13 protein-coding genes are annotated in these 16,791 nt (G+C 40.8%); 4 read left to right on the plus strand and 9 right to left on the minus strand.

Annotated elements, in window-relative coordinates:
• Positions 1-65: 65 nt before the first annotated feature.
• On the minus strand, positions 66-674 hold the full coding sequence (locus BP74_RS08770; protein ID WP_496373153.1) for a 3-hydroxyacyl-CoA dehydrogenase family protein: 609 nt from the start codon (positions 672-674) through the stop codon (positions 66-68).
• A 71-nt stretch (positions 675-745) separates the two neighbouring features.
• On the opposite strand from BP74_RS08770, the gene BP74_RS08775 reads away from it, so the two are divergent.
• Positions 746-1,129, plus strand: coding sequence for a RidA family protein (locus tag BP74_RS08775; RefSeq protein ID WP_496373155.1), 384 nt, complete (start codon positions 746-748; stop codon positions 1,127-1,129).
• Positions 1,130-1,607: 478 nt separating this feature from the next.
• Positions 1,608-2,714: a metallophosphoesterase gene (locus tag BP74_RS08780; RefSeq protein ID WP_496373157.1), complete on the plus strand. Its 1,107-nt coding sequence runs from the start codon at positions 1,608-1,610 to the stop codon at positions 2,712-2,714.
• 53 nt (positions 2,715-2,767) lie between these two features.
• Here BP74_RS08780 and BP74_RS08785 read toward each other — a convergent pair whose 3' ends face one another.
• The 3 genes from BP74_RS08785 to BP74_RS08795 all read right to left on the minus strand — a co-directional run bounded on the left by BP74_RS08785 (position 2,768) and on the right by BP74_RS08795 (position 7,056).
• On the minus strand, positions 2,768-4,714 hold the full coding sequence (locus BP74_RS08785) for a M1 family metallopeptidase (RefSeq protein WP_496373159.1): 1,947 nt from the start codon (positions 4,712-4,714) through the stop codon (positions 2,768-2,770).
• Positions 4,715-4,870: 156 nt separating this feature from the next.
• Entirely contained in the window at positions 4,871-5,575 is a 705-nt protein-coding gene (locus BP74_RS08790) for a nucleotidyltransferase family protein (protein ID WP_496373207.1), read from the minus strand.
• Between the two features lie 5 nt (positions 5,576-5,580).
• Positions 5,581-7,056 carry a RapZ C-terminal domain-containing protein gene (locus tag BP74_RS08795; RefSeq protein ID WP_496373161.1) on the minus strand — a complete coding sequence of 492 codons (1,476 nt, stop codon included), beginning with the start codon at positions 7,054-7,056 and terminating at the stop codon, positions 5,581-5,583.
• A 214-nt stretch (positions 7,057-7,270) separates the two neighbouring features.
• Here BP74_RS08795 and BP74_RS08800 point away from each other — a divergent pair, with 214 nt between their 5' ends.
• Both BP74_RS08800 and BP74_RS08805 read left to right on the plus strand, forming a co-directional pair.
• Complete coding sequence (locus BP74_RS08800) at positions 7,271-10,672, plus strand: methylmalonyl-CoA mutase family protein (protein ID WP_496373163.1); 3,402 nt, start codon at positions 7,271-7,273, stop codon at positions 10,670-10,672.
• 131 nt (positions 10,673-10,803) lie between these two features.
• Positions 10,804-13,197 (plus strand): hypothetical protein, encoded by a 2,394-nt coding sequence (locus BP74_RS08805; RefSeq protein ID WP_496373165.1) that lies wholly within the window; start codon positions 10,804-10,806, stop codon positions 13,195-13,197.
• A gap of 298 nt (positions 13,198-13,495) precedes the next feature.
• Here the strand turns inward: BP74_RS08805 and BP74_RS08810 are convergent, their stop codons facing one another.
• From BP74_RS08810 to BP74_RS08830, 5 genes are all read right to left on the minus strand, one after another.
• Complete coding sequence (locus BP74_RS08810) at positions 13,496-13,660, minus strand: hypothetical protein (protein ID WP_496373167.1); 165 nt, start codon at positions 13,658-13,660, stop codon at positions 13,496-13,498.
• A gap of 134 nt (positions 13,661-13,794) precedes the next feature.
• Positions 13,795-14,043 carry a DUF1328 family protein gene (locus tag BP74_RS08815; protein ID WP_496373169.1) on the minus strand — a complete coding sequence of 83 codons (249 nt, stop codon included), beginning with the start codon at positions 14,041-14,043 and terminating at the stop codon, positions 13,795-13,797.
• Between the two features lie 29 nt (positions 14,044-14,072).
• Positions 14,073-15,077 carry a nucleoid-associated protein gene (locus tag BP74_RS08820; RefSeq protein WP_496373171.1) on the minus strand — a complete coding sequence of 335 codons (1,005 nt, stop codon included), beginning with the start codon at positions 15,075-15,077 and terminating at the stop codon, positions 14,073-14,075.
• 238 nt (positions 15,078-15,315) lie between these two features.
• A complete protein-coding gene (locus tag BP74_RS08825) occupies positions 15,316-15,441 on the minus strand; it encodes a hypothetical protein (RefSeq protein WP_496373173.1) in 126 nt (41 codons plus the stop codon).
• Between the two features lie 136 nt (positions 15,442-15,577).
• A complete protein-coding gene (locus BP74_RS08830) occupies positions 15,578-16,759 on the minus strand; it encodes an AI-2E family transporter (protein ID WP_496373175.1) in 1,182 nt (393 codons plus the stop codon).
• Between the last annotated feature and the right edge of the window lie 32 nt (positions 16,760-16,791).

Genomic DNA, 16,791 nt, shown 5'->3' on the forward strand with positions numbered 1-16,791 from the left:
TTTTAGCATGTGCTATCAAAAAAATATCCACAACCACAGGCGTGTAATGCAACCTATCTCACCATTTAATTATGATCCAGGCATTCTAACAGGGATTTTACCCTGGACACCCCAATTTTTTCAGCCCATTCCAATGGGCCATAGGGATAATTGGTTCCCAAGCGCATGGCAATATCTATTTCCCCGGGAGTACTTACTCCTTCCTCCACTGCAAGCCAGGCTTCATTGATGATCTTACTGATAACACGTGCAGATATAAAACCGGGAACATCCGGCAGCCAGGTAATATGTTTATGAAACAGCTTCAATATTCCCTCAGCCTTTACCTTTTGTTCTTCAGAGGCTGAGCCTTCCAATAAATCAGATGCTAAAAATGTTGGCCAACCATTGAACCTGATAAAATTAGATGATAGTTCATTTAATGTTTGTATGACACTATTAACAATCACCGGCTTAGGTAATAATTTTTGTAAGGCGTTTAATCGTTCAGTCGTTGGTTCAAAAAGAAGGTCAATAAACCCATCGGCATTAGCATGAAGTAGCATTTCATCCAGCTTGCTTACATAAAGACATTCAAGGGATGGCTCTGTTCCATTTTTTACTAATTCTTCTTTTAAAGCTTCATTGGTTAGAACTACGATCTGCATGACACGAATTACCTTAATAATCCTCATTTATACAAATTCATGTCTTTATGCCTTAAAATATTTTCCTGGAATCCACATAAAATCGTGTAATTCGTGGTATGGAAAAAAAGATCATTACTACCAAAAACGCTCCCGCACCCATAGGCCCATATAACCAGGCCATCATTGTCAAAGACACCATTTACATTTCAGGCCAGGTATGCATTGACCCATCAACAGGAAATCTAAAAAACCGCGATATACAGGAAGAAACTCACCAGGTGATGCAAAACCTAAAAGCAATCTTGCAGGAAGCAGGAATGAGCTTTAATGATGTGGTAAAGACCACTATATTCATCACCGACATGAACCGGTTTAGCGAGGTCAATGAGATCTATGGAAAATATTTTTCAGAATGCTTTCCGGCAAGGGAAACAGTCCAGGTATCAGCGCTTCCCAAATTTGTAAATGTTGAGATCAGCATGATCGGTGTGAAGGCATAGTTTATTAAACAATCTAACTATTCATAAAGGCTTTACTGGAAACCAGTATAGCCTTTTTTATTAGGCCAGCCTGCTTCACTCTTTTACTATTTTATTCTTCCAATAAAATTATCTGAATTGCAGGTAAATATCAACGTTAGGCTAAAGGCAAGGCAACAGTATGCTTTCCCCGAAGCTTACCTGTTTCGTCTCCATACTATCCCCGCAGTTCCTCCGCTCGTATACAGGGAAACAACGGGGATAGTACGGGGATACTACGGACTTCCTACGGGTATATGATACTGTAACTATAACAATACACTATCGATTCATTAAGGCAGCACAGTATTACGTGTGGATGAAGTACCAGGATAAGTGTTAAGAAACTAGTTGCAGGAATTATAAATTCATTAATAAAATATAAGTTACCTCCTGAAGACAATTGCTTTTCCTTAATTTCAAAAATGAAACAACAGATCAATACATTTATCCCGGGGCAATGCAAAAATTTTTGAGACGATTATTGTTGAAACCAGTGTTATGGCTTAGCGCAAAATACTCTTCACATCCAAACAAACAACGGGTATTCACCGCTCTTAGTGATCTTTTATCCTGCATTTTAAATGGCAAGACCAAAAAAGGCCTGGTGATCCCTTTTGATATTCACACAGGTAAGTTTATCATATTTTCAGACATGCATAAAGGACGAAGAAATGGAGCAGACGACTTTATGCTATGCGAACCCAACTATCTTGCCGCACTGGATTATTATGAAACAAAAGGCTTTCATTATATAGCGTTAGGTGACAGCGAAGAACTCTGGGAAAACCTTTGGCCTTCGGTAAAGAAAGCACAAAAGCCATCTTTTGAAAAAGAAGCCCGCTTCATTCCCAAAAATGCATTTATAAAAATATTCGGCAACCATGACCTTTACTGGGATAACGACCCTTTTGCAGGCATGCAATTAAAAGAAGCCTATGGTTATGATGTTCCTATTTATGAGGGAGTGATCCTGCAGACCAGTATCAATGAAAGGACCATTAATATATTTTGTACACATGGGCACCAGGGTGATGAGATAAGCGATGGTAATATGCTGAGTAAATTCTTTATTTCCAGGATCTGGGGACCGTTACAATCTTATTTAAAAATCAACCCAAATACGCCTGCATACGATGCACAATTGAAAACAGTGCACAATGAGATGATGTATGAATGGAGTGCCCAGCAACAAGATCTTTTTCTTATTACCGGCCACACCCATCAACCCGTATTTGAAGCATTAACACATATTGAAAGATTATATAGGCAATTGCAATACGCTCAAAAACTCAATGACAAAGGAATGGTAGAGGCCCTGGAAAAAGAGATCCAGCTTCGCAAATTTCAGTATTCCAATATTTCAGAAGATTACCTTCGCTTAAAACCTACCTACTTCAATTCTGGTTGCTGTTGTTTCAGCGATGGAGATATTACAGGTATAGAAATAGAAGAAAACTGTTTTCGCCTTATTAAATGGCATTCCAAACAAGGCACCCCACAAAGAATCATCCTGGAAGAATCACCCATTGAGGAATTACTGGAAACTATTAATGCAACAAAATAAGAAAGGCGCTATATTTTTCACATAGCGCCTTTTTATTTTTTGCGATTCAGCTTTTAAAAACCTTTCGCATTTAAGCTATTGTTCTTCCTGTTGATATCCGGAAGGTTTTTATCAGGATCCAGCACCACATCTGTGATCCGGCTGGTAGTGTTTACATTAAATGTCCACTCTGATCCTCTTTGCCAAACTTCAACAGGCAGGTTGATGCGTTGTTGTTTTCCATTAGCCTCTTTTACCAAAACCGTAACTGGCATAGCCATTTCTTCCAGGTTCTCGACAGTGATCGATGCGCCTCTTTCTGGTATGTTATCATTGTATTTTACTCCGGCTACTGACTGATCCAGCTTATAGTTGGTAAAAACCCATTCTCTCCAAAACCAGGCTAGATCTTCTCCACCCACATTCTCCATGGTCCTGAAGAAATCATAGGGTGTAGGGTGCTTAAACGCCCAGCGGCTTATATAGGTTCTAAATGCCCTATCAAATCTTTCAGGGCCCAGAACCACATCTCTTAAAGCATGCAACATCATAGAAGGCTTCAGGTAAGCAGCAGTACCTAAATTATGCTGTTGTATGACTTCAGGTGTTGTCCATAATGGATCCATATTTTCATTAAAAGCAGCTTTTATCATCTCATCCTGTGGGAAAAAAGAAAACTGGGCATACTCACCTTTGTTGAATGCTTTTGTTGAAATGTCATTAATGAAAGTATTAAATCCTTCATCCATCCAGGCATATTTACGCTCATTGCTACCAACGATCATAGGAAACCAGGTGTGTCCAAATTCATGGTCTGTTACACCCCACAGATCACCACCACTATCTGAAGAGCTGCAGAATACGATCCCGGGATATTCCATCCCACCTACAATGCCGGCAACATTGGTAGCAACAGGGTAAGGAAATTCAAACCATTGATTGGAATAATGTTCTATGGAAGCCTTCACCATTTCGGTACTCCTCTGCCATCCATCCTTTTTTATGCTTTCTGCCGGATAAGCACTCATGGCCAATGACTTTTTACCACTGGGTAAATTAATCCGGGCTGCATCCCAAACAAATGCTTTTGAAGCTGCCCATGCCACATCTCTTGTATTTTGTATCTTAAATTTCCAGGTAAGATTGGCAGCAGATGGCCTTGACTTTGGATCTTTAACTTCCTCGGCGCTGCGCAATACAACAGTCTTATCGCTGTTGCGGGCAGTGGCAAGCCGGCTTACCTGCGATGGCGTTAAAACTTCCTTTTCATTTTGCAATTCACCTGAACCCACAATGATCAAATTTGCAGGAGCAGTGATAGTATATTCAATGTCACCATATTCAAGGTAAAACTCACCAGCACCTAAATATGGTAAAGTATTCCAACCCTGTACATCATCGTAAACCGCCATCCGTGGAAACCATTGAGCCACTTCATACACCCATCCATTTTTTGTATTTAATCTTCCCATGCGGTCAGTACCATATTCGGGAATCACAAATTCATAACTGAGTGTGATTTTGGTCTTATTACCAGAAGCCTTTAAAGGCTGTTGCAGCCAAACCTGCATTCTTGTATCTGTGGTTTTATATTCCGGCGTATATTTCTTACCGTCAGATTCAATAGAAATAGTTTTGATCACATCTCCCTGCGTGAAATTAGCATTTGCCCATCTTCCGCCTGTTTGGGTAGTAGTTGCAGAACCCCTTGAATCTTCCTTATAAATATTTTGATCCATTTGCAACCAGAGGAAACTTAAGTTATCCGGACTATTGTTTGTATAGGTGATCTCAACTGTTCCTGTCACCTTATGCTGTGCAGTGTCCAGGGTGCTATTGATCTTATAGTCCGCACGATTCTGCCAGTATTTTGGTCCGGGCTCTCCTCCAGAACTGCGAAACTCGTTAGCAGCTACCGGGTAAAATTGAGGATCAAATAATTTTTTATGGTCATAATTTGATTGGGAAAATACCAATACTACCAGGCAATTCGCCATTACTAACAAGGCAAGTTTCTTCATATTGTAAAGAATAAGGGTTGTAAATTAAATGATTTTATAGTGTAGTGGTAAAAGAGCAATTGTTCAAGAGAATTATTTTAGCATTTCCTGGTGTTAAATGTCAGGGTTATTAAGATGACTGAAATAGCCTTTGAAAAACATTTAATAAAAGGTACCTTATTCAAATATCTGCTCAGCCAGGTCCACACTTTCCGGCTTGCCAACATCCAGTAATTTACTTTCACTATGATCGTAGCCAGCAATTTTATTATCGTGCGCCAATGAGAGGTAAAGATCTATCAGTGAAAACTTATGTTGTAAGGTTACCAGGTCAAATACACTTGGCTCAAAAATGGCCAGCCCACTATAAGCTTTTTCAAACATGTCCTTTGCTTCCAGGGCAATTTTCTCTTCCCTGGTAAGTGTATTTCTCCAGCCGCACAAGCGGTTATACTTATTGAAAAGCAGGTAGCGGGTTGTTTTCCGGTTGGTAATAGCCAGTGTGATCAATGAATTTTCCTGTTGGTGCGAAGCAAGAAAATATTTCAGGTTTGCATCGGTAAGAATATCTACATTGATCGTCAGGAAGGTATCATTTTCAAGAAATTTCCTGGCTTTGACCAAACCACCTCCTGTTTCGAGTACTTCGTCTTTTTCATCACTGATGGTTATGTTACTTCCCCACCCTTTTGATCTTTCAATGGCCTCAACAATTTGGTCGGCAAAATGATGTACGTTCACAATAACATCAGTTATACCATATTTCTGTAAATATTCAACATTTCGTTGCAGCAGGCTTTTACCATTTACTATGGCCAATGCTTTGGGATGTGTATCTGTCCAGGGCTTAAAGCGAGTGCCGAGGCCGGCACAAAAGATCATTGCTTTCACGATTCCTCCTTTTTAACCAATGGATTCTTCCATCCTTTGGATTCCTGTTCACGGTGGTTTAGTTCTATTTTCACCTTATACTTTGTTTTCAAATGTCTTGCCAATGCATCCGCCGCATATACACTTCTGTGCTGACCACCTGTACAGCCAAAATTTACGCAGAGACTGGTGAAGCCTCTTTTTATATATGCTTCTACTGATATGTCGACAATATCAAAAACACTATTCAGAAAATCCTCCATCCTTGTCTGGCGCTCCAGATATTCAATTACGGGTTTGTCACGGCCATGCACCTCTTTGTATATATCATGGCGGCCAGGATTATCGATGCCCCTGCAATCAAATACAAAACCGCCACCATTGCCGCTGGCATCTTCAGGTATTCCCTTGCGGTATGAAAAGCTGCTGATCTTAACCAGCAATGGAGTCTCTTCATCTGCCTGCACGGGGTTGAAGCGTTGGATCACTTCTTCATCAATACATATATGTAAGATCTTCTTGAATTCAGGAACAACAATGCCGAGGCTATGATTTTCAATGAACCAGCTTAGATTTTTTAATGCCAGGGGTATGCTGGTAAGGAACTGGGCTTTCCTTTCAAACAATCCACGAAAACCATAAGCACCCAATACCTGTAAAAGCCTTATGAGGACATACCCATTATACTGGCTGCGAAACACTTCTTTATCGATAGTATCCTGGATGATGCTTTCAAAGGAGTTCATATAATCTTCCAGCAGGTTTGCTTTCCAGTCATCGGGAAGATTGGCCCTTGCCTGCCAGATCATACTTGCCACATCATATTGAGGGGCCCCTTTCATGCCTCCCTGGTAATCTATAAAATGAACAGAATTGTCTTCCTTCACCATGATATTCCTGCTTTGGCAATCACGGTACATGAAATATTTATACTCTGTATGCGTGAGGTAATTGCTAAGGGCTTCAAAATCATCTATCAGTTTCTGCTTATCATAAGGTTTACGTAATGCATCTAAAAAATAGTATTTGAAATAAAGAAGATCGGCCATGATGGCCTGCTTGCCAAATTCCTTATTGGTCAGGCATTTATTATAATCCAATCCTTCGTCGCCATATACCTGTAGCCTTGCCAGCTGGTGCAGGCTTTCCCTGAATAAGCTGTACACCTGGTCTGTAAACCCATGCTTTTCGAGCATATCCAATAGAGAAACATTTTCGAAATCTTCCTGCAGGTAAACGATCCTGTCATGGTTGATCCCAAGAATGCGGGGAACAGGCAATCCTTTTTTAGCAAAATGACCGGAAAAATAAATGAATGCCTCATTCTCTGCGACATTTAACCCATAGGTGCCGATCACGGTCTCTCCACGTTCATTATACAATCTGAAATACCTTCTTTCACTTCCTGACTGGGGCAACACATCTACGTGGTGGGGATCTTTCCCGGACCAGCTTCTATACAAATGCGAAACGGAATCTATTATAGACTGCATACAACAAAAATACCTTCCTGGTTAATAAGGGTTGGCTAAGAAAGGTAATTCTTTTCAACTGACATAAAATGGTTTCACAAACAGAATTCAGCCTGTTGGCCTTAAGGAATTCACGGAAGCCTTTATTTTGCAAAAATTATAACCAGGTATCAAAACAGTCCCTGGCCTCCGGTAATCAGGCCTTGGCTACCTTTATACCCGATTTCCCAATTATATGAATAAAGAATTAACCCAAAAGGTCCGTATCGTTACAGCCGCTTCTCTTTTTGATGGTCATGACGCTGCCATTAATATCATGCGCCGCATATTGCAAAGCAAGGGCGCAGAGATCATTCACCTTGGACATAACCGCAGCGCCCATGAAATTGTGGAATGTGCTATTGAAGAAGATGCCCAGGGCATAGCCATAACATCTTACCAGGGTGGGCATGTGGAATTCTTTAAATATATCAAGGACCTGCTTAATGAAAGCGGTTGTGGCCATATAAAGATCTTTGGAGGTGGTGGTGGCACCATACTTCCACAGGAGATTAAAGAATTACAGGATTATGGCATTACACGTATCTATTCCCCGGATGATGGAAGAAAGATGGGCCTGGAGGGAATGATAGAAGATGTTATTAATAAATGTAAGGATGGTCAAACAGAAGCTGGTGAAAAGAATTCGGATTTTTGGAAAGCTTCAGAAAAATGGAATGGAAAATTACCATTGGGTGAAAAAAAAGACATCCGGCGCATAGCCAGGTCTATTACCATGGCGGAGGCAGGATTAAAAAGAGATGCAGATATTTCAGCAGCTCCAAAGACTAAAAATGAAACAACGCCGGTACTGGGAATTACGGGTACCGGAGGAGCTGGAAAATCTTCTGTTACAGACGAAATTGTAAGACGCTACCTCAATGCTTTCACCGACAAAACCATCGCGGTTATATCAGTTGACCCTTCAAAGAAAAAAACCGGGGGAGCCTTATTGGGTGACCGTATCCGGATGAATTCCATTTCATCGCCAAGGGCGTATATGCGTTCCCTGGCAACAAGGGAAAGCGATAAAGCCCTTAGTGAATATGTACAGGATGCCATCGATGTGTGCAGTCAGGCGGCTTTTGACTTTATTATACTTGAAAGTGCAGGTGTTGGTCAAAGCGATGCATCCATCCTGGATTATTGCGATATCAGCTTGTACGTCATGACACCTGAATATGGAGCTGCATCTCAACTGGAAAAGATCAATATGCTTGATTATGCTGATGTGGTGGCTATCAATAAATTTGATAAGGCAGGGGCTCTTGATGCCCTGCACGATGTGCGCAAACAATTTAAACGCAATCACCAGCTTTGGACAGCCAAAGATGAAGAATTACCTGTTGTAGGAACCATAGCGGCACAGTTCAATGATCCGGGCGTAAATGAGCTATTTGAAAAGCTGGTGGTGGCCATTTCAAATAAGACGGGAAAGGAATTTGCCGGAATTGAAACGCATGCCCATATAAAAGATACTACCACCAAATCCCAGATCATCCCGCCAAAAAGGATAAGGTATCTTTCCGAGATATCAGATAACAACCGCAATTATGACCAATGGGTGGCTGAACAATGTACCCTTTCATCAAAGCTGTACCAGGTAAATGGCGCATTGGAAGCCATAGGGAAGGACACATCTGCCTACAATGAGCTGGATGTTTTACGGAGGCAATTGGAAGATGCATTGCATCCCGAATGCAAAAGACTGATCGATAAATGGCCTGGGCAGGTAAAAAAATATACCTCCGATTTTTTTGAATACCAGGTCCGCGATAAAGTAATTAAGCAATCATTGACCACCATATCCTTAAGTGGCACCCATATTCCCAAAGTGGTGCTTCCAGCGTATAAGGATTGGGGTGACTTGCTGAAATGGCAATTACAGGAAAATATTCCGGGCGAATTTCCATATACAGCAGGTGTTTTTGAATTGAAAAGACAAGGGGAAGATCCTACCAGGATGTTTGCCGGCGAGGGAGGACCTGAACGTACCAATAAGCGTTTCCATTACGTTTCTGAAGGGCAGCCCGCCAAACGATTATCCACTGCGTTTGACAGTGTCACACTGTATGGTGAGGATCCAGCTCAACGGCCTGACATATATGGAAAAGTTGGAAATAGCGGTGTGAGCATAGCCACTGTTGATGATGCTAAAAAACTGTACAGCGGTTTTGATCTCTGTGATCCCAAAACTTCCGTGTCTATGACCATTAATGGACCAGCACCTATGCTTCTGGCGTTTTTTATGAATGCTGCTATTGACCAGCAGTGCGAGAAATGGATTGAAGCAAATGGCCAATGGGATAAGGTAAAAACAGTCTTCGAAACAAAATATGGCCGCCTGCCAAAGCCCATTTATTATGACCCATCCTCTCCAGAGCGATTGCCACATGGCAATAATGGCCTGGGACTGAAACTGCTTGGACTATCCGGTGAGGAAGTAGTTCCTGCTGATGTATACCTTCAACTTAAAGCGGAAGCGCTTTCGCAGGTAAGAGGGACAGTGCAGGCAGATATACTGAAAGAAGACCAGGCACAAAATACCTGCATATTTTCAACTGAATTTGCATTGAAGCTGATGGGAGATGTTCAGGAGTATTTCATTAAAAATAAAGTGCGCAACTTCTATAGTGTTTCTATTTCTGGCTACCATATTGCAGAAGCGGGTGCCAATCCCATCACCCAACTGGCATTTACACTGGCCAATGGATTTACCTATGTAGAGTATTATTTGAGTCGGGGAATGAACATTGATGATTTTGCACCCAATCTTTCCTTCTTCTTCAGTAACGGTATGGATGCTGAATATAGTGTGATCGGAAGGGTGGCCAGGAGAATATGGGCTAAGGCCATGAAATATAAATACAAAGGCAATGACCGCTCTCAAAAGCTGAAATATCATATCCAGACCTCGGGCCGTTCACTTCATGCGCAGGAAATAGATTTCAACGATATACGCACCACGCTGCAGGCGCTGTATGCTATTTATGACAATTGCAATTCTCTTCATACAAACGCATATGACGAGGCCATTACCACACCCACTGAAGAAAGTGTGCGCAGGGCGATGGCCATTCAATTGATCATTAACCGCGAATTGGGATCAGCTAAAACAGAGAATTTTATCCAGGGAAGTTTCGCCATTGAAGAACTAACCAGGCTTGTTGAAGAAGCTGTCCTTTCAGAATTTGACAGGATAACGGAACGTGGGGGTGTATTGGGTGCCATGGAAAGAATGTACCAGCGCAACAAGATACAGGAGGAAAGCCTGTATTATGAGCATCAAAAGCATACTGGCGAATTGCCATTGATTGGCGTGAATACCTTCCTGAATAAAAAGGGTAGCCCCACAATTTTGCCCGGGGAAGTGATACGTTCAACCAAAGAAGAAAAGGAACAACAGATTCAGAATCTTCATGCTTTTTGGGAACGGAATAAAGCTAAAAACAGCCAGGCATTACAAAAGCTAAAAGAGGTAGCTGTCAATAACGGTAATTTATTTGCCGAATTAATGGAGACAGTCAAGTATTGCTCACTGGGACAGATAACGCATGCCCTATACGAAGTCGGTGGACAATACAGGCGGAATATGTAACAAATTTCAAGGCTCCCGAAAGGAGCCTTTTTTAATGAGTTAGTCAAACAGGCGGCGAATTGTTGATGATCTGTTAAACTCCCTGTATTATTATTTTATACTATAGTATCTTAACAGCTTTCAATTTCAGTATGAACAAATTTTTACGACAACTGCTATTCATAGCCGCTATTGTTGCCATGAGTACTATTGCCCGTTCTCAAAATATTGATTCCACTCTTGCCCATTATACCCGTAACTATCAACCTGAAAAGGTATGGCTGCATTATGATAAAGATGTTTACCAGGCGGGAGAAACTATCTGGTTCAAAGCTTACGTAATGGATGGATTATTTCCAGCCCAACAGACTAAGACCATGTATATTGATTGGGTAGGTGATAATGGAGAAGTGCTGGCACATACTGTTAGCCCGGTAATTGAAGGCACTTCCAATGGCCAGCTTGAAATCCCGGATAATTATACAGGGAATTTTATTCATGTAAAAAGTTATACCAAATGGATGCTCAATTTTGATAGTTCATTCATTTATAGTAAGGATATCAGGATACTAAACAAAAACAACGCTTCGAAAATTAATACAACAGCTTCTATTGCTACACTTGAATTCTTTCCTGAGGGCGGAGATGCCATTGCAGGCATTTCCAACAGGGTAGCTTTTAAAGCTACGGACCAGTGGGGCTTGCCGGTAAATGTACGTGGTGTTATAGAAGACAATAAAGGAACTGTCGTCGACTCTATCCTTACCATGCATGATGGCATGGGCAGCTTTGTATTCACACCTGTTTCAGGCGTTACCTATTCTGCCAGGTGGAAAGACAACAAAAACACTTCACATACTACAAACCTACCGGCCATTAAGAGTTCAGGAGCTTCCATGCAGGTTACCATATCCGGGCAGAAACGCTATATAGTAGTTCAAAAAAGCAATACAACAGAAGAAAGGTTCCAGCAACTTCACCTGGTAGGCACAATGAATAGCGGAACCGCATTCAAGACCGATGTAAGCCTATCTGCCGCAAATAGCGCCAGAAAAGTAATTCCTACAGAAAGTCTTCCTTCAGGCATACTCACTATCACTTTATTTGATGCTGCATGGAATGCCATTGCAGAACGGATCACATTCATTGATAATGGTGATTATAGCTTTGCTACCAGCCTGGAAGTAAAACACTGGGGATTGAATAAAAGAGCCCAGAATGACATCCAGTTAAATATTCCTGCCGGATTGCAAGGTGCAAACCTCTCCGTTTCTATTACCGACGCGGGCATTGAAAAAGACACATCCTCCAGTATAATCAGCCACTTCCTGCTTACCGGAGATTTGAAAGGTTATGTTCATCATCCCTCTTATTATTTCTCTTCAAAAGAAGATTCTGTTGTTCGCAACTTGGACCTGGTAATGCTAACACATGGCTGGAGGAGATTCAAATGGGAGGATATCACGAAAGGAAAATTTCCTGTCATAACTCAACCACGTGACACTTCTTACCTGTCACTTTCTGGGAAAGTGTATGGTGTTACAAGAAGCCAGTTAACAGGAAAGGAAAGCATTTTTCTTTTTGTAACCGCAAAAGATTCAGCTACACAAACGGTGTTTACTCCCATACATGCTGATGGCAGTTTCAAGGATCCCGATTTTATATTTTTTGACACTTTAAAAGTCTACTACCAGTTAAAATCAAAACTGTTCAGCAATGCTGATGCAAAGTTTATGATTGACAGGTTGTCCACTCCCAATTACATAGCTGCCAGTAAAAACTTTATCAAACTCCCGACAACTGACACTTCAGGTTTTTACAGACATACACTCCTTGCGGCGGAATTGCTACGCCTGCAAAGAATTGAGAAAGGTAAAATGATGGAGAATATTACCATCACTGCAAAATCAAAGCCTTTATTAAAACAAATGGATGAAAAGTATACCAAAGGCATGTTTAGTGGCGGCGATGGATACCAATTTGATCTTGCCAACGATCCCATGGCAATTGGCCAAATGAATGTTTTCAATTACCTGCAGGGAAAAGTGGCAGGCTTACAAATCAACTCAACCGGAAGTACTCCAACTCTCTCCTGGCGCGGAGGGTCTCCTCAGTTGTATCTTGATGAAATGCCTATTGATGCGGAATTTTTAAATACAATACCCGTTACGGATATAGCATTTGTCAAAGTTTTCCGCCCACCGTTTATGGGTGGCTTTAATGGCAGCGGAGGCGCCATAGCCGTCTATACACGCAAAGGAGATGATATAAAATCAAGACCCGGTGGTTTGAACACTAATACAATTGCCGGTTACACCCCTATCAGGGAATTTTATTCTCCCAATTATTCAAGGTTTGATAAGAGAAATGAACAGCCGGACCTCAGAACTACATTGTATTGGAATCCTATCATTCTTGTTCCAGCAAACGGCACTGCGGTGAAACTGCAGTTTTACAACAATGATGTCTCAAAAGCTTTCAGGGTAGTTATTGAGGGGATATCTAAAGAAGGTTTGGTAACACACCATGAAGAAATCATAGAATAACAGGGTATTAATGATCAACGAACTACCAAAGCACGGCCACCGCTGATTTTATGGACTTCGCCGATAAGTTATTCACAAGAGTCTAACTACCTGCTATCTTCGATATATCCTTTTGAAAAAGCCCGTTTTTAAGTCCATCATCTGAAAGAAAAGCCGTCACCATCCTCATTTGCCGAAAGATCTTGTCGTAAGAGCAACCAAAATTATCTGATCAGCGAGTCCCATCGGGCTCGCTTTTTTTAAAAAAATAAGGGTTGCCCAAAGGCAACCCTTTTATTATTTTTCAGATCTCCCGGTTTTAACTACCACGCTGAGATCCACCTGTCATACCTTTTTTGACAAAGCCACCACCTGCACTTTTAGTGCTTTTGTTGGTAATGAATTTTGATCCCTGGTTTGCATGCTTTGGAGCCGCAGAACCTTTTTTATCTCCTTTCTTGCCTTTAGGTGTAAGTAATCCCATAGTGTATTGTTTTGATCAAATTTACTACTTTAAAAGACTTGACACCCCTTATAGTTCAGTTCAGGCAAACCTGCGCTTACTGAAATAATAAGTGCAACCCTTTGCAGGATTGCACTTACACAATATTTAAATGATTATATACCATCGCCAACGCTGCCTCTTCTGCCAGCAATTAAGCTCAATACAAACAAGATCAAAAAGATAAAGAATAAAATTTTAGCTATACCGGCAGCACCAGCTGCAATTCCACCAAAGCCAAATATGGCCGCTATAATAGCTACTACTAAAAAAATGACTGTCCAGCGTAACATAACTTTAAGTTTTAAGTGAATTAATACTGATATTATTTCATAAAGCATGCCAGTAGACTGATCTTTCCCCATAATGTGGAAGCCATATTCAACTTATGAGCTTAAGCTTCATCCTGATAGTAAATCTTGTAGAATTTACGACCGTCCATATCCACACCTTTTTCTATGAGGTCCGTTCGCCCATGTATGTAGATGTGGAAGTTCTTATCCAGCTTAACAACACTTTTAAAGACCCTTGATTGCTTTTTCACTGCCTCTGGCGAAATATCAAACGAGGAAGCTATATCGAAATCACTTGATTCAATATACCTTGATCCAAAATTACGGAAGGAGCCAATAAGCTCATCGTTGGTAAAAACTTCATTCTGGAATTCCTCTATATCAAATGATTCCTTGCTTTTAAAATAATCAATAGATCGGTTGAGCAATTCCACTTGCTCGGTTTTCGGAATTTTCAATTCTGTTTCCAACTGTTCGGTAATGAATTGCTTGGTGAGTGTCAAAAAATGCGCAGTATGGTGATATTCGTTTTGCTGGGCTATAAGCCCAAGAAAAGTTTCTTTCCAGTATTGAGCTTCTTCGCCCCTGTTCTGGTTGTCAAATATCATTACATCATATCCCTGCTCTTCCTTTGAATTAATGACCAGGCAACCTTTATCAATTTTAGATAACTCCACACCTTCTTTCATGTCAAGTTCAAAGCCATTTGCCAACCTGTGGGCATCAAGGAAAACAGATTTGTTTTCGGTTTTAAACAATCCAATGGCCTTATACATCCTGCTTTCCATAGGTAGCCCATCAAAATAAGCGATATAGAATTCGCCCCCTTTTACTTTAGGATGCGTAGAAGACTCATATAAATGCCTTGCTATTGCGCCTGAAACCTGGGACAGTTTAGATGGATCATTGAATAATTGTTGGCAATAGGTATATACTTCATTGAATTGAAGGGAATCAGTATGGTGAAAGGAATATTGTTCGGGAATCGTTTTGAATTTGTGCAGGAATCCATCCTGCAATAATTTAATGCTATCACCATCCAGTTCTAATGGTTCCTGGCTTATATGAAGTGCTTCCAGGTTATTCTTACTCCCCACATAATGCATACTTACAGCTTTTAAGCAGGGGTTATCTAAGGTCATTGCTATCATAGGTCAATATAAAGGGCGGCAAGTTATCATTTCTACCCTTTACGAAAGCATCTTATTGACTGGAAACATTTGTAAATGCTATGCTAAAGCTGGTTAAAGTGACCAAAAGCATTCTCCTAAATACAAAGGGATGGTGATCACACAAAGTTGCAAAAGAAAATGAAGGAAGAAATGAAAGAAAAAATACCAGTAATCAATGAAGCAGTCCGGCTATAGATTTTTTGACAGAACAATACACTTCAGAAATCGTAGACTCACAAACTTCGGGAGGTATGCCAGACAACATCATAGAAGCCGCATAGGCCAGAACCGTATTCATGCCTTTGACTTTAAAATGATGCAATCTGAATTTATAATGTTTTTTCATACCTCAATAACCTTGTCTTTCACTATGAAAAAAAGATGCCAAAATTTACACGGCAATAAAATCCTTGATCCATAAGGAATCTATTGGTTCAGGTTGCTGCCGTATCATTGGTCGCTGCTTCCTCTGCAGCCGCCAAATTGTCCTCGATCTCTTTCTTTTTCTGCATGCGCCGGAAAATGCGGTCCCATCGCTTTTGCCATACAAGGCCTGTATGTTCTGTTGGGATTTCATCTCCCAGCAATCTGCCCCAGGGCTTCATATCTTCAATCCTGTCAAAAATGATCTTCAAAACACCAATAAATGGAATAGCCAGGAACATTCCCGGGATGCCCCATAATAAACCACCTAATAATACCACAATGATCGACATAAGGGCATTGATCTGTACCTTTTTTGATACGATTTTTGGAACAAGAATGTTATTATCAATGAACTGAATGACCGCATAAGCACCTATTACCATTAATTGCCCGGTATATCCTTCTCTTGTAATAGTTACCATAAGCACAGGCAGTGCAATAGCTACTACGCCACCTATATAAGGGAGAATATTCAAAATACCACCAATTACACCTATTACAATCGCAGATGGCACACCAATGATCATCAATGCCACACTGTTTAGAATACATACAATCGCTGTTTCGATCATTAAACCCTGCATGAAGCTTTGAACAGCTGATTTTGTCTCACTTAATATCTCGGCAACCCTTAGGGAATTTTCTTCCTTAAATACCTGGAAAATAAAATCAAGGATAAGGGGCTTATAATAAAACATCATGAAAACATAGGTGGGTACCAATACTATCACACCCAGGCTGGCTACTACAGTGCCGATTGTGTTGGTAATCATTTGACCTCCTCCCTCACTGAATCCGGATGTGATCGATGATACCTGCTTGTCGACATTAATGCCCAATTTATGCTTGGACCAAACCTGCAATTCGTGCAGCAGCGTAAATATCTTTTGCTTTAATAAAGGAATGCTTTCCATGAAGCCTGCTATCTGGGTGGATAAAAAGTAAAACAGGCCTGTTAAAATTAAAATAGCGATCAGGATGGTTACTAAAATGGCTATAACTTTTGGCAAACGAGTTTCCAGTTGCACATATAGCCTGTTTAACAAAATGGTGATCAGTACAGCAAAAGCAAGTGGTATGATCACTGGCGATAAAACATATAAAATGTATACGGCTGCTACTAATCCAACCAGCACAATGCTGGCTTTGACATAAAATGGATATATTTCAGGTTCCTGTCTTTGTTCCATCTGGTGGTTTGTATACCAAATGCAAAAGCAGT

The sequence above is a fragment of the Flavisolibacter ginsengiterrae DSM 18136 genome (assembly GCF_059568575.1).

What these genes read in the sequence shown, in the direction of transcription:
- BP74_RS08770 (WP_496373153.1), bottom strand. Translation starts at nt 674, where the DNA reads ATGAGGATTATTAAGGTAATTCGTGTCATGCAGATCGTAGTTCTAACC.
- BP74_RS08775 (WP_496373155.1), top strand. Translation starts at nt 746, where the DNA reads ATGGAAAAAAAGATCATTACTACCAAAAACGCTCCCGCACCCATAGGC.
- BP74_RS08780 (WP_496373157.1), top strand. Translation starts at nt 1,608, where the DNA reads ATGCAAAAATTTTTGAGACGATTATTGTTGAAACCAGTGTTATGGCTT.
- BP74_RS08785 (WP_496373159.1), bottom strand. Translation starts at nt 4,714, where the DNA reads ATGAAGAAACTTGCCTTGTTAGTAATGGCGAATTGCCTGGTAGTATTG.
- BP74_RS08790 (WP_496373207.1), bottom strand. Translation starts at nt 5,575, where the DNA reads ATGATCTTTTGTGCCGGCCTCGGCACTCGCTTTAAGCCCTGGACAGAT.
- BP74_RS08795 (WP_496373161.1), bottom strand. Translation starts at nt 7,056, where the DNA reads ATGCAGTCTATAATAGATTCCGTTTCGCATTTGTATAGAAGCTGGTCC.
- BP74_RS08800 (WP_496373163.1), top strand. Translation starts at nt 7,271, where the DNA reads ATGAATAAAGAATTAACCCAAAAGGTCCGTATCGTTACAGCCGCTTCT.
- BP74_RS08805 (WP_496373165.1), top strand. Translation starts at nt 10,804, where the DNA reads ATGAACAAATTTTTACGACAACTGCTATTCATAGCCGCTATTGTTGCC.
- BP74_RS08810 (WP_496373167.1), bottom strand. Translation starts at nt 13,660, where the DNA reads ATGGGATTACTTACACCTAAAGGCAAGAAAGGAGATAAAAAAGGTTCT.
- BP74_RS08815 (WP_496373169.1), bottom strand. Translation starts at nt 14,043, where the DNA reads ATGGGGAAAGATCAGTCTACTGGCATGCTTTATGAAATAATATCAGTA.
- BP74_RS08820 (WP_496373171.1), bottom strand. Translation starts at nt 15,077, where the DNA reads ATGCATTATGTGGGGAGTAAGAATAACCTGGAAGCACTTCATATAAGC.
- BP74_RS08825 (WP_496373173.1), bottom strand. Translation starts at nt 15,441, where the DNA reads ATGAATACGGTTCTGGCCTATGCGGCTTCTATGATGTTGTCTGGCATA.
- BP74_RS08830 (WP_496373175.1), bottom strand. Translation starts at nt 16,759, where the DNA reads ATGGAACAAAGACAGGAACCTGAAATATATCCATTTTATGTCAAAGCC.